The organism is Paenibacillus sp. USHLN196 (assembly GCF_037144955.1).
Taxonomy (GTDB): domain Bacteria; phylum Bacillota; class Bacilli; order Paenibacillales; family Paenibacillaceae; genus Paenibacillus; species Paenibacillus xylanexedens_C.
In genome coordinates, this window is record NZ_JBBCYH010000006.1 from 71,375 (window position 1) to 84,803 (window position 13,429).

At 48.5% G+C, this 13,429-nt stretch carries 10 protein-coding genes; 1 reads left to right on the forward strand and 9 read right to left on the reverse strand.

What is annotated here, in order from left to right; translation table 11 throughout:
* Positions 1–151: 151 nt before the first annotated feature.
* The 7 genes from argH to argC all read right to left on the reverse strand — a co-directional run bounded on the left by argH (position 152) and on the right by argC (position 9,361).
* Complete coding sequence (argH, locus tag WFI24_RS16110) at positions 152–1,555, reverse strand: argininosuccinate lyase (RefSeq protein ID WP_336762354.1); 1,404 nt, start codon at positions 1,553–1,555, stop codon at positions 152–154.
* A gap of 106 nt (positions 1,556–1,661) precedes the next feature.
* On the reverse strand, positions 1,662–2,897 hold the full coding sequence (locus WFI24_RS16115; protein ID WP_253441252.1) for an argininosuccinate synthase: 1,236 nt from the start codon (positions 2,895–2,897) through the stop codon (positions 1,662–1,664).
* A 93-nt stretch (positions 2,898–2,990) separates the two neighbouring features.
* The gene (gene argF / locus WFI24_RS16120; protein WP_047840650.1) at positions 2,991–3,956 is read right to left on the reverse strand and encodes an ornithine carbamoyltransferase; all 966 of its coding nucleotides are present in this window, start codon (positions 3,954–3,956) and stop codon (positions 2,991–2,993) included.
* Positions 3,957–4,145: 189 nt separating this feature from the next.
* A complete protein-coding gene (locus tag WFI24_RS16125) occupies positions 4,146–5,399 on the reverse strand; it encodes an aspartate aminotransferase family protein (RefSeq protein WP_336762358.1) in 1,254 nt (417 codons plus the stop codon).
* Positions 5,400–5,767: 368 nt separating this feature from the next.
* Complete coding sequence (gene argB / locus WFI24_RS16130; protein WP_336762359.1) at positions 5,768–6,607, reverse strand: acetylglutamate kinase; 840 nt, start codon at positions 6,605–6,607, stop codon at positions 5,768–5,770.
* Positions 6,608–6,943: 336 nt separating this feature from the next.
* A complete protein-coding gene (gene argJ / locus WFI24_RS16135) occupies positions 6,944–8,182 on the reverse strand; it encodes a bifunctional glutamate N-acetyltransferase/amino-acid acetyltransferase ArgJ (RefSeq protein WP_336762361.1) in 1,239 nt (412 codons plus the stop codon).
* 129 nt (positions 8,183–8,311) lie between these two features.
* On the reverse strand, positions 8,312–9,361 hold the full coding sequence (argC, locus tag WFI24_RS16140; RefSeq protein ID WP_336762363.1) for an N-acetyl-gamma-glutamyl-phosphate reductase: 1,050 nt from the start codon (positions 9,359–9,361) through the stop codon (positions 8,312–8,314).
* Positions 9,362–9,692: 331 nt separating this feature from the next.
* Here argC and cls point away from each other — a divergent pair, with 331 nt between their 5' ends.
* Positions 9,693–11,141, forward strand: coding sequence for a cardiolipin synthase (cls, locus tag WFI24_RS16145; RefSeq protein WP_336762365.1), 1,449 nt, complete (start codon positions 9,693–9,695; stop codon positions 11,139–11,141).
* 119 nt (positions 11,142–11,260) lie between these two features.
* On the opposite strand, the gene WFI24_RS16150 is transcribed toward cls, so the two are convergent.
* Both WFI24_RS16150 and prfB read right to left on the reverse strand, forming a co-directional pair.
* The gene (locus tag WFI24_RS16150) at positions 11,261–12,169 is read right to left on the reverse strand and encodes a YitT family protein (RefSeq protein WP_336762367.1); all 909 of its coding nucleotides are present in this window, start codon (positions 12,167–12,169) and stop codon (positions 11,261–11,263) included.
* 93 nt (positions 12,170–12,262) lie between these two features.
* Positions 12,263–13,376, reverse strand: a protein-coding gene (gene prfB, locus WFI24_RS16155; RefSeq protein WP_145324346.1) for a peptide chain release factor 2 whose coding sequence is annotated in 2 segments (ribosomal slippage) — positions 12,263–13,303 and positions 13,305–13,376 — 1,113 coding nt in all. Because the reading frame shifts where the segments join, the coding sequence is not laid out codon by codon here.
* Positions 13,377–13,429 lie beyond the last annotated feature (53 nt).

Here is a 13,429-nt window from a genome sequence, read left to right on the forward strand (position 1 = left end):
AACAACCTTCCTTCCGTTTGCGGTTGAGTTGAATATATCTAGAGCACACCACTGTAAAACACAAAAAGCAGGCCGTTGAGAACAAAGTTCTCTGGCCTGCTTCTTTGTTGTACATTTGTATCTGTAAGGGTACCTTATAGTAGCGGTGGTATTAACTGCGGTTCGTAATCCATTGCTCGGTGATCTCCAGTACCTTCTCACTGCGTCCGATGGCTTCAGCGACTTGACCAGAAGCTGTTCCGCCGTAAACATTACGAGCGTTCACTACCGCTTCCGGTTGAAGCACGTCATAGATCCGGTCATCGAACAGTGGTGAGAACTGACGGAATTCATCAATCGTCAGATCCAGCAAATACTTGCTGTTCTGGATGCAGTACAGCACTGTTTTACCAATCACTTCATGCGCCTGACGGAAAGGTAAGCCTTCGCCCACGAGGAAGTCAGCAATATCCGTAGCGTTGGAGAAATCCTGGTTGACCGCTTGACGCATCCGATCCTTGTTCACGGTCATTGTAGCGATCATTGGTGCAAATAGTTGCAGTGCACCCTCCAGCGTCGCTACTGTATCAAACATGCCTTCCTTGTCTTCCTGCATGTCTTTGTTGTATGCCAGTGGAAGAGATTTCAATACCGTCAGCAAGCCGATCAGGTTGCCGTACACACGTCCTGTTTTACCACGAACAAGTTCGGGAACGTCTGGGTTTTTCTTCTGAGGCATGATGCTGCTGCCTGTGCAGAACGCATCGTCCAGTTCAACGAAACCAAACTCCGTGCTGCTCCATAGTACCAACTCTTCGCTTAAACGGGACAAGTGAGTCATGATGAGGGAAGCGGCTGCCAGGAACTCAACGATGAAGTCACGGTCGCTTACTGCGTCCAGACTGTTCTCATACACACCATCGAAGCCCAGTTGTTCCGCCACAAAATGACGGTCAATCGGGAATGTTGTGCCCGCGAGCGCACCTGCGCCCAGTGGCAGGATATTAATGCGTTTATAGCTGTCCATCAGACGCTCCGCATCCCGTTGGAACATGGATACATAAGCCATCAGGTGATGGGCTAACAGAATGGGCTGTGCCCGTTGAAGATGCGTATAACCCGGTACAATCGTATCGAGGTTATTTTTCGCTTGTCCGATCAGTGCTTCCTGCAAGGAATGCAGCATGCCCACAAATCCAACCACGCGCTCGCGCAGGTACAAATGCATATCCGTTGCAACTTGGTCGTTCCGGCTGCGGCCTGTATGTAATTTGCCACCTACAGGGCCAATCGTCTCGATCAGGTTTTTCTCAATATTCATGTGGATGTCTTCGTCCGATACGGAGAATTCCACTTCACCCGCACGGATTTTATGCAAAACGGTGATCAGGCCTTCTTTGATGGTCTCTACATCTTCTGCCGGAAGAATGCCGCATTTGCCCAACATCGTCACATGGGCCAGACTGCCCTGAATGTCTTCCTCAGCCAAAGCTTTGTCAAAATTGATCGATGCCGTATATTCCTCAACCAAATGATTGGTTTGTTTCGTAAAACGTCCTCCCCACAACTTGCTCACGGTGAGTACTCCCCTTTCGCTCATGGACAAAGCCGTTCCTGCCAGATGTGCAAGAACGGCCTGCCTTGTCATTTATATTGATGTAGCTTTATTGTGCAGGTTGAAATTAGTTTTTGTTTTGCTCCACGCCGGAGTTTACTTTCAAACGCAGTGCATTCAGGCGGATAAAACCTGTTGCATCGCCTTGATCGTAGGCTTGCGTTGGATCAGCTTCCATCGTTGCGATGTCTGGATTATAGAGGCTGACAGGACTTTTCACACCTGCGCCAATGATGTTGCCTTTGTACAGTTTCACACGAACCGTACCTGTAACGTTCTTCTGGCTTTCGCTAACCAGCGCTTGCAATGCAAGACGCTCTGGTGCGAACCAGAAACCGTTGTATACCAGTGTGCTATAACGTGTGATCAGGCTATCACGCAGGTTCATCACTTCACGGTCCATCGTGATGGATTCCATTTTGCGATGTGCTGTGAACAAGATTGTTCCACCCGGTGTCTCGTATACGCCACGGCTCTTCATACCAACAAAACGGTTCTCGACCATATCTACACGACCGATACCATGTTTGCCACCCAACTCGTTCAGTTGCTCCATCACTTGCAGCGGGCTCAAGCGCTCACCGTTCAGCGCAACACAGTCACCTTTTTCGAATTCCAGTTCAACATATTCCGCTTGATCTGGTGCATCTTCAGGTGCACTGCTCAGCAGAAACATGTCTTTGTTCTCGTCCGCACTTGGATCGAACCAAGGATCTTCGAGCACACCGCTCTCATAGCTGATATGCAGCAGGTTACGGTCTGTCGAGTATGGTTTAGCCGCAGAAGCGGTTACCGGAATGCCATGTTTTTCAGCGTAAGCAATCATCTCGGCACGTCCCGGGAACTGGTTACGGAATTCTTCCAGACGCCAAGGTGCAATTACGTTAATGTCTGGTGTCAGTGCAGCCGCGTTCAACTCAAAGCGAACTTGGTCATTTCCTTTACCTGTAGCGCCGTGAGCGATGGCTGTAGCACCTTCTGCACGGGCGATATCCACCATGCGTTTAGCGATCAGTGGACGAGCGATACTTGTACCGAGCAGGTATTGTCCTTCATAGAGGGCGCCAGCCTGGAACATCGGATAGATAAAATCTTTTGCGAATTCATCGCGCAGATCGTCAATGTATACTTTGGAAGCGCCTGTTGCCAGTGCTTTTTCCTCCAAACCGTCCAATTCATCCTTTTGTCCAATATCCGCTGTGAATGCGATAATCTCTGCATCATACGTTTCTTTCAACCATTTCAAAATTACAGATGTGTCCAACCCGCCTGAATACGCGAGTACAATTTTTTCCTTAGCCATGTTCGATGGTCCTCCCCAAGATCAGTTGCTATAAACTTTTATCTATCATCGCGAAATCTGCGCCTAAAATCAACCCATAAAGACAAACAGCATCTATTCGCTCATTAATGCAGCCATTAAGGCTTTCTGTGCATGCAAGCGATTCTCCGCCTGATCAAAGATCAGAGAGTTTGGTCCGTCAATTACACCGGCACTCACTTCTTCGCCGCGGTGTGCTGGCAGACAGTGCAAGAACATGTAGTCCGGCTTCGCGCCTTTCATCAGTTCCTCGTCCACTTGATATGCCGCAAATGCCTGCTCACGAATCTTTTGCTCTTCCTCAAAGCCCATGCTCGCCCATACATCCGTATACACGATATCTGCATCTTTCGCAGCTTCCTGTGCACTGTACGTTACAGTCACTTCAGAACCGCTCTCCTGTGCGATAATGCGCGCCTGCTCCACAACTGCGCTATCCGGCTCATAGCCTTCTGGCGTTGCTACAGCAACATGCATACCCATCTTCGCTGCACCGAGCATCAATGAGTGCGCCATATTGTTGCCATCTCCGATGTAGGCCATTTTCAGACCTGCCAGCTTGCCTTTGTGCTCCAGCACCGTTTGGAAGTCCGCCAGCACCTGACAAGGATGCGCCGCATCGCTCAGGCCGTTAATGACCGGAACATCAGCATGCTCTGCCAGTTCAGTTACATTATGGTGTCCAAAGGTACGGATCATGATGCCGTCCAGGTAGCGTGACAATACTTTGGCTGTATCATGTGTTGTTTCCCCGCGACCCAGCTGGATATCATTTTTGCTCAGGAAAAGTGCGTGTCCACCCAATTGGAACATACCCACTTCAAAGGATACACGTGTACGTGTGGATGATTTTTCAAAAATAAGTCCGATCGTTTTGCCTTTCAATGGTTGAAAGGGCACACCGCTTTTTTGCTTGCCTTTAATCTCAATCGCGAGATCAAGCAGATAACGAATCTCCTCGGCTGTGTAGTCCGTGAATTCGATAAAATCCCGGCCTCTCAGATCAATCTTTTGAATCTTTTCCGTCTGTTGTGCTGTCATCTATAATGTCCTCCTTATTTCCGGTTCCCTGCACCCGCATGGGCAGAAGAGAGAGCAGTATTATCATCTTTTCTTAGTGCTTCTCAAGTTCACCTTCCGCAAGAACACCGCGCGGCTACAGGGATTCATCATCTCAATCTGCTTCGAGGCCGGTAATGGCCCCGAGACAGAAAGGTTCTCATTTTTATGTCAGGCTTTCGCCGCTACGTGCTCTTCGATCAATGTGGCTACCAAGGATACCGCCTCGTCGATCTCTTCTTTGCTCACATACAGGTTCGGAAGCAAACGAATCACATTCGGTCCTGCGGAGACAAACAAAATACCGCGTTTTTGCCCAGCAAGCACAATATCGCCTACCGGCTCAGCACATTCGATGCCGACCAACAATCCCAAGCCACGAACTTCCTTCACAAAGGAATTGCCCGCCAGACGATTCCGCAGGGAGCTCATCAGGTATTCACCCATCTCCGCTGCACGCTCTGGCAAACGATCTTCCAGCATCGTTTCAATTGTCGCAATGACAACGGAAGAAGCGAGCGGTGTTCCGCCAAATGTTGTCGCATGACTGCCTGGCGTGAACGCATCCCGCAAGAAGCCTTTACCCAGCATCGCTCCCACAGGGAAACCACTGCCGATACCTTTGGCAACAGTGAACACGTCTGGCTCAATGCCGTAGTGCTCGTGCGCAAACAGTTTGCCTGTACGTCCCATTCCAGTTTGTACTTCATCGACAATCAGAAGCAAACCGTGCTCGTCACACAATTTCCGTACATGTTTGACGAATTCAGGTTCGACCGGATATACACCACCCTCGGCTTGAACCATCTCCAGCATAATAGCTGCCGTATTAGGTCCAATTGCCGCTTCCAGTGCAGGAATATTGTGCAAAGGTACAGTTACAAATCCGGCTGGCAATGGCAAAAATCCTTCTTTCACCTTATCCTGTCCAGTTGCTGTCAGTGTTGCAAGCGTCCGTCCATGGAAGGATTGGGCAAAGGTAACCACTTCATAGCGATCTGTGCCTTTCACCTTCTGGTGATAACGACGTGCAACTTTGATAGCTGCTTCGTTCGCTTCAGCCCCACTGTTACAGAAAAACACCGCGTCAGCGCATGTATTGGCTGTCAACAATGCTGCTGCTTTCTCCTGGCCCGGAATCTGGAACAGGTTGGATACATGCCACAGCTCATCAATCTGAGCTTTCAGCTTGGCTCCAACTTTCTCCGGCGCATGGCCCAGGCTAGTTACAGCGAGTCCGCACATGAAATCGAGATAGCGATTGCCCTGGTCATCCCACAACCAGCTGCCTTTACCTTTAACCAGACTGATTGGATAACGCGCGTACGTTTGGAAAAGCGAGCTTTCCGTCTGTGACGCTGCACCTGTTGCTGTTGCGCCCGCTACCGCTGTGCCAGAACCTGGCTGTTCGTTGCCTTTTGCCATCACCATATCACTCCTTATTGGTTGGTGCAACGGCAATTATATAAGAGCTCTTATTTACACTAGACCACCCGATTGCAGAACTATCTTTCGAACGTATGCATACTCCACTTCGATGACAGAACAACCTTCCGATCGCTGTTATCCCTGGATTTTTTTTATTCCCCTTCAATGGGGAAAATCCTGTGATAAAGGCGCACGCTCCGCTTCTTCAGGTTATTTCTGTCCTCTCCGTTATGCATTTTTATTCTTCAGATTGGTTCTGCACCCTACGTTATTGTGAGTGTAATATTAGATTTCTTATATAAAAAAGCCGTGCACATATTTTTTTATTTAAATAAGACTATTAAGAACCTAGCGTATCGAGCAAATTATTGCATACGGATAATTCTTGTTCCGATGATTTCTCCGCCAAGTACGCGGCTCAGGATCTGAGGTTCGCTGCCGTCTACGATGACGACCTCACGGACTTGACCATGGATACATGCGATAGCTGCACGCACTTTGGGAATCATGCCGCCATAGATTTCTCCGGTCTGGATCATGTCCTCAATCTCTTGTACAGATACGGATGGCAGTACTTTTTTCTCGCCGCCTACGTTCTTCATGATGCCAGGAACATCGGTCACGACAATCATCCGACTCACGCCGAGATGAGACGCCACTGCACCCGCAGCTGTATCTGCGTTGATGTTGTAGCGCTGTCCGGTTGCATCCACACCAACTGGTGCAATAACTGGCATGTACCCCATGTTCACGATGCCTTGGATCATCTCTGCGTTCACACCAGTGACATCACCTACCCAACCGATCTCTGCGTGGTTCGATACGGGCTTCGCCTGAATCAGACCTCCATCGACGCCAGACAAGCCTAGTGCACGACCACCAACACGTTGGATCAAACGCACGATCTGCTTGTTGATGCTACCCGCCAGGACCATCTCTACTACGTCCAGCACTGGTTCAGTCGTCTTGCGTAGACCGTTAACGAATTCAGTTTCGATACCGAGCTTTGCCAGGTTATCCGAGATGGCAGGACCCCCACCATGCACGATAACTGGCTGCGTACCCTGAGACTGCAAATCACGCAGATCCGCAAAGAAAGATTCAGGCAACGCTGCGAGCGTACTTCCTCCACATTTCATGACAAACATCTGCTTCTCAGTACCCGATTCCGTTGCGGTACTATCATTTGGCAATGTTGAATTCATGAGGGCAAGCTCCTTTCATAGTAAAAATTACATTCAAAAAAATATAACACTTTTATAAGGTAACAAAGGCTGGTAGGAGTCCATTCCGAATTCGGATTGTTCTTTCGATCGCTGTTGTCTCCAGGTTTCTTGAATTATCCCTATATAGGGGAACACCCGGAGACAAAGGCGACCGCTCCGCTTCTGCAGAATCAATTCCGCCTTCTCCATTACTATCGCTATATGTCCAACACCAAACAACAAGTTTAAATTTCATTGATAATTTTTGAAACATCTCACGAAACAGCTTCACAATAGAAGATAGCTGTTTCGCAAAACCTTTATCCCAAAGGCTTATTACGTGCGGTATGCTGCGTTAATTCGGACGTAGTCATACGTCAGGTCACAGCCCCAGGCCGTTGCAGTTCCTTCGCCGTGGTGCAGATCCACCACAATGCGAACCGTATCAGTTTGTAAATACGCCAGTGCCGCTTCTTCGTCGAATACGACTGGGCGGGACTGCGCGAGTACCGAGATCTCTCCCAAACGGATATCCACGGTATCCGGGTTCACCGGCTGTCCTGCACGCCCTACGGCTGCAATAATCCGTCCCCAGTTGGCATCAGCGCCGAACATGGCGGATTTCACCAGACTGGAACCAATGACGGTTTTGGCGATCGCTTGCGCGGATTCATCACTCACTGCACCTGTAACTTCTACCTCAACCAGTTTGGTTGCTCCTTCACCATCACGAGCAATGGCTTTGGCCAACACTTGGCATACATAGGTGAATCCAGCTGCAAAAGCGTCCCAATCCGGGTGCTCCATCGTCAGCTCTTCATTGCCTGCATATCCACTGGACATGGTTACCAACATATCATTCGTACTTGTATCCCCATCTACAGTGATCATGTTGAATGTATGATTCGTTGCCTGGCGCAGCAGGCGCTGCAACGCTTCTGCACCAATGACCGCGTCAGAGGTCATGAAAGCGAGCATTGTCGCCATATTCGGATGAATCATACCCGAGCCTTTGGCGGCTCCCGCAATCGTAACCGTCTTGCCGTTAACCTTAACGGAGACACAGGCTTCCTTTTTCACCAAATCCGTTGTTAGAATCGCTTGTGAAAATTGTTCCGCCTCATTGGACTCCTTGCCCAGTTGCTCCGGAAGCGCCTTGATGCCTGAATGTACAGCATCCATCTTGAGCAATTCACCAATGACACCTGTGGAAGCCACAGCAACGTCCTCTTCTGCCACACCCAACTCACGCGCAGCGGCTGAACGCATCGCATAAGCATCTTCTTCCCCTTGTTGCCCTGTACATGCATTGGCGTTGCCGCTATTAACGATGACCGCCTGAAGGCGTCCATTGCTCAAGCTTTCGCGCGTTACTTTGAGTGGCGCCGCCTGAAACACGTTGGTCGTGTATACAGCAGCAGCTGTAGCCGGTACATCACAGCGGATCGCTCCAATGTCATTGCGAGATGTTTTTTTCAATCCGCAGTGAAGTCCACCCGCAGTGAACCCCCCAGGAGTTACAATTGTTCCGTTCTCAACCACGGTAAAAGTCTGTTGCTCCACATTCGTTCCCATATCATATCCCCCGTATGCGTTCAGCTATATGCTGATGATCGCCTGCTTAACCTGATCCGTTCTCCCTAAGTGGCCCCGAGAATGCACTTTTACAACGAATGTACTTATGCTCCTCTTGAATTCCATCTCTTATGGATATACCGGTGTCATGTTCAGCCCGAGGTTCTCCTCCCATCCCATCATCAGGTTCATATTTTGAATCGCTTGCCCGGAAGCACCCTTCACCAGGTTGTCGATGACCGAAATAATCGTCAAACGCCCTGTGCGAGGATCCACCGCAAATCCGATGTCACAATAGTTGGATCCGTACACTTCCTTGGTAGAAGGCCAGATGCCCGGTTCACGTACACGTACGAAAGGTTTATTTTCATAATATTTGCGGTACAAATCTACGATCTCCCGATCACTATGTTCCCCAATCAGGCTGGCATACATCGTACTCATGATTCCACGTGTCATTGGCACCAGATGTGTTGTAAAGGTAACCGTAACAGGCGTTCCCGTTATATTGCCGAGTACTTGCTCAATCTCAGGTATATGTTGATGTTTGTTGAGTTTATAGGCTTTGAAATTCTCGTTCATCTCTGCATAATGGTACGACAGATGGGTTCCCCGTCCTGCACCGGATACGCCCGATTTAGCATCAATGATAATGGTGGATGGATCAATCCATCCCGCTTCTACCGCAGGAATAAGTCCGAGAAGTGTAGCGGTCGGATAACAGCCTGGATTGGATATAAAATTCTGTCCCTTCACTTCTTCGCCATACACCTCAGCCATGCCATATACCGCCTGTTCCAACAAATCAGCTGGAGGCGCCGGATGTTTATACCACTCTTCGTACACTGCTCCATCTTTGAGTCTGAAATCACCAGACAGATCAATGACCTTAAGCCCTGCTGCCAGCAGGCTTGGTACGAGCTTCGCACTTACGCCGGACGGGGTCGCTGTGAATACCAGATCTGCACGACTTGCAATTTCAGCCGGATCGACGCCGTCGAGCGGCCTGTGAATCACGTCCGTCAAATGCGGAAACCCATCTGCGATGGATTCACCACTGCTCGATGATGAGATCACCGATGTGATTTCAACCAGCGGATGGTTCTGGAAAAAACGAATCAGTTCCACCCCGCCGTAGCCGGTGGAACCGACGATTGCCACTTTTAATTTGTTATTCACTCTCGCTCCCCCAATCTCGATGTATGCGCTACTTGTGCTATGCCGTCCCTTAATAAGGTCCGAATACAGCAATTCCGTCGCTTATATGCATATTTGTGTATTATTATACGACTCTAGTTATATAAATACAACACTCTATCATCAATTTCACATGGATTTCCATCCAATCCGAACATATCTTTTTTTAACATCCGGGACGAATAGGTATACATCTGTTAAAATACGTATTAGTAGGAAACATTACAATCAGGGTCTCATTCATAACTAACCTGCTAATCAAGGACATATGAATAGATTCATGATGGTCATTATGAGGACGTGGGGGACTATAGTGCATATCGAATCCATTTTACTTATTGTACTCCTGGGCCTGAATATTATTTTTGCCGCAGCAGTCGTTTTCTTCGAACGGAAGGATGCTAGCGCTTCTTGGGCTTGGCTGCTCGTCTTGAACTTTATTCCGGTGTTTGGGTTTGTACTTTATCTTCTAACCGGTCAGAACCTGACCCGATACCGGCTTTTCCAATGGAAAGAACGTAAGAAGCTCGGGCTAGAGGAACGTATTGAAGCCCAGCTCACGCAGTTGCACGATAACCGCACCCCTTTCCGCAACCATGCAACCGAGAGTAGCCAGGACATGATCTATATGAACCTGAAGCAAAACGGTGCTCTGTTAACAGAGGATAATGCGGTCGAGATCATTACGGATGGAACAGACAAATTCCAGCGGCTCTTGGACGACATCGAAGCGGCTCAGGATCACGTGCACGTACAATACTACATTTATAGAGGCGACCGGCTGGGCAAAAAAATCCGGGATGCACTTATCCGCAAAGCGCGGGAAGGCATCAAAGTCCGATTACTGTATGACGCGCTCGGATCACGGCGGGTATCCAAACGCTTTTTCAAAGAATTGCGCGAAGCAGGCGGTTTGGTTGAAGTCTTTTTCCCATCCAAATTCAGTCTGATCAACTTGCGGATGAACTACCGGAACCACCGGAAGATTGTCATCATCGATGGTAACCTTGGATACACAGGCGGGTTTAATGTCGGAGATGAGTATCTGGGCTTGAACTCGAAATTCGGTTACTGGCGTGACACACATCTGCGTATTCAAGGGAACGCCGTTCATGCGCTGCAGACCCGTTTTCTCCTGGATTGGAATGAAGCGTCTAAGCAACACGATACACCTTATGTTCCCGCGCATTTCCCTCATATCGAGGGCACAGGAAAGATTGCCATGCAGATTGTCTCCAGTGGACCGGATGCAGAGACCGAGCATATCAAGAACAGTTATCTTAAGATGATTAACGGGGCCAAACAATCGATTCTGATTCAAACGCCTTATTTTATCCCGGATGCCAGTGTATTCGAAGCTATTCGTCTCGCGTGTCTGTCCGGCATTGATGTTCGCATTATGATTCCAAATAAACCCGACCACGCCTTTGTGTATTGGGCTACGTTATCTTATATTGGTGAGTTGTTGAAGGTTGGGGCCAAAGTATTTATATACGACAATGGTTTCATTCATGCCAAAACACTTATCATTGACAGTTTGGTTGCATCTGTCGGAACCGCCAATATTGACTACCGCAGTTTCCGGTTGAACTTTGAGGTTAATGCTTTTATGTACGATGAGACGATTGCGACAGCACTTGTACATACCTTTGAGCATGACCTGCATGTATCGCGGGAGTTGACGCTTGAGGAATACAAGAAACGCAGTCTGATCATCCGCTTCAAAGAAGCGATTTCCCGTCTGCTGTCTCCGATTCTGTAATAGTAAAAAAACAGACACATCCTCTCCCGTCATTTCGGAGAAGGATGTGCCTGTTTTTTCTTGTCTTGAACTTCCAAACTAATGAGCCTACACGGCTCACTCGCTATTTTCTTACGTTGTCATACATGTTCTCCCCGCTTAAAGCCTTCGCCAAGCACTTCGTGCGCGTTACTGATAATGACAAAAGCTCCCGGGTCCACAGACCGGATCAACGCTTTGAGTCTAGGAACCTCATTTTGCCCAACCACGACCATCAGTACTGTTCGTTGATCATCGGTGTAACCACCTTTGGCTTCCAGTTTCGTCAATCCGCGATCCAAGTCATCCAGAATCACTTTGCTAATCGCTTCCGTCTTGTTGGAGATAATATATGCTACCTTGGAGAAGCCCAACCCCATCTCGACGGCATCGATTACTTTACCAGTAACGTACAACCCAATCAACGCATAGAGAGACTGTTCCAATGACAATACAAAAGCAGCCATAATAATGACAGTGGCATCCATAATGACTACACATAGAGAGTAACTGAGTCCACTGTATTTCTGCACGATTCTGGCAAGAATACTCATGCCGCCTGTTGATCCTCTACCCCGGTATACAATTCCGATCCCCAGGCCAACGCCAATTCCACCATACAGTGAACCAAGCAGCGGATTCGTTGTGGGAATGGCCCAATCCTTCGTAAGATAGACTAACAGTGGCAGGACAATACTTCCCAATACTGAGCGAACACCATACTGCTTGCCAATGAGCAGGAAACCCGCGATCAGGAGTGGAATGTTAATTGCCCATTGGGTGTATGCCGGCTCCAGATTAAGCCATTCCTTACCCAGGATCGATAACCCGGACACCCCACCCGAAGCGATCTGATTCGGTAATAAAAATAAATTAAAGGCCACTGCGATTAAAAACGAACCTACTATGATAGATACCGTATCCACCACGTTCCTCCATGGGCCATTGAGTGGAATAAGGCTAGTTATCCTCTTTTTGCGGTTATTGTGAAGTTGTGATCGTTGTTGCATGTCATCTTGCTCTCCTTTTGTCTGTAAACTCAAAAAAAGCTCCTGTACACACCAGCATACGCCTACACGTATGGGTCCATACAGGAACTTATATTAATCGGTTTCTACTTTAATCTGGCTACGCAAATAACCATCGATGAATGCATCGAGGTCGCCGTCCATTACTGCTCCTGTGTTTCCAGTCTCTACACTTGTACGGTGATCCTTTACCATACTATAGGGATGGAACACATAGGAGCGAATCTGGCTACCCCATGAAATATCCGATTGATCTCCTCGGATTTCATCCAGCTGTTGTTTTTGCTCTTCAATTTTACGCTCATACAATTTCGAACGCAGCATCGTCATCGCACGCTCACGGTTCTTGATCTGTGAACGCTCATTCTGACACGTTACAACCACACCTGTCGGAAGGTGAGTAATCCGTACGGCAGAGTCGGTGGTATTGATATGCTGTCCACCCGCGCCACTTGCCCGGTACGTGTCGATCTTGAGATCCTCTGTGCGGATGTCCAATTCAATCGTATCATCAATCTCCGGTACCACATCACAGGATACGAAGGACGTATGTCTACGGCCCGATGAGTCAAAAGGAGAGATCCTTACCAATCGGTGTACACCCTTCTCGGCTTTCAGATAGCCGTAAGCGTTATGTCCTTTGATCGACAACGTAACACTCTTGATCCCAGCCTCATCACCTGGTAGATAATCCAGTACCTCAACCTTGAATCCACGCTTCTCGGACCAACGTGTATACATCCGGAGCAGCATCTGTCCCCAGTCTTGAGACTCGGTACCACCTGCACCCGGGTGAAGCTCCAGAATCGCATTCATCTTGTCGTACGGCTGATTCAGGAGTAGTTGAAGTTCGAACTCTGCAACCTTGTTCACGATCGCTGTAATACTGTTGCCAATCTCGGATGCGAGGTCTTCGTCGCCTTCTTCGTCCGCCAGCTCAATCATCATCACCGCATCATCATAATCTTGTTGAAGTTTGGTGTATTGATCTACAGATCCCTTTACCGCGTTTAACTCAGCGATTACGGATTGTGCCTTGTCACTGTCGTCCCAGAAATCCGGGGCTGACATCTTCACTTCGAAGTTGCCGATCATCTCTTGCTTCAGATCTAAGTCAAAGAGACCCCCTAAGGTTTGTTAGTTTCTTGCCTATTTCACGCAGGTCATGCTTCACATTTGGATCGATCATGTGCAATTCCTCTTTTCATTAAGATAAGCTCCCCGCATCCAGGGCATTCCTCC

What these genes read in the sequence shown, in the direction of transcription:
- WFI24_RS16115 (WP_253441252.1), bottom strand. Translation starts at nt 2,897, where the DNA reads ATGGCTAAGGAAAAAATTGTACTCGCGTATTCAGGCGGGTTGGACACA.
- argF (WP_047840650.1), bottom strand. Translation starts at nt 3,956, where the DNA reads ATGACAGCACAACAGACGGAAAAGATTCAAAAGATTGATCTGAGAGGC.
- WFI24_RS16125 (WP_336762358.1), bottom strand. Translation starts at nt 5,399, where the DNA reads ATGGCAAAAGGCAACGAACAGCCAGGTTCTGGCACAGCGGTAGCGGGC.
- argB (WP_336762359.1), bottom strand. Translation starts at nt 6,607, where the DNA reads ATGAATTCAACATTGCCAAATGATAGTACCGCAACGGAATCGGGTACT.
- argJ (WP_336762361.1), bottom strand. Translation starts at nt 8,182, where the DNA reads ATGGGAACGAATGTGGAGCAACAGACTTTTACCGTGGTTGAGAACGGA.
- WFI24_RS16150 (WP_336762367.1), bottom strand. Translation starts at nt 12,169, where the DNA reads ATGCAACAACGATCACAACTTCACAATAACCGCAAAAAGAGGATAACT.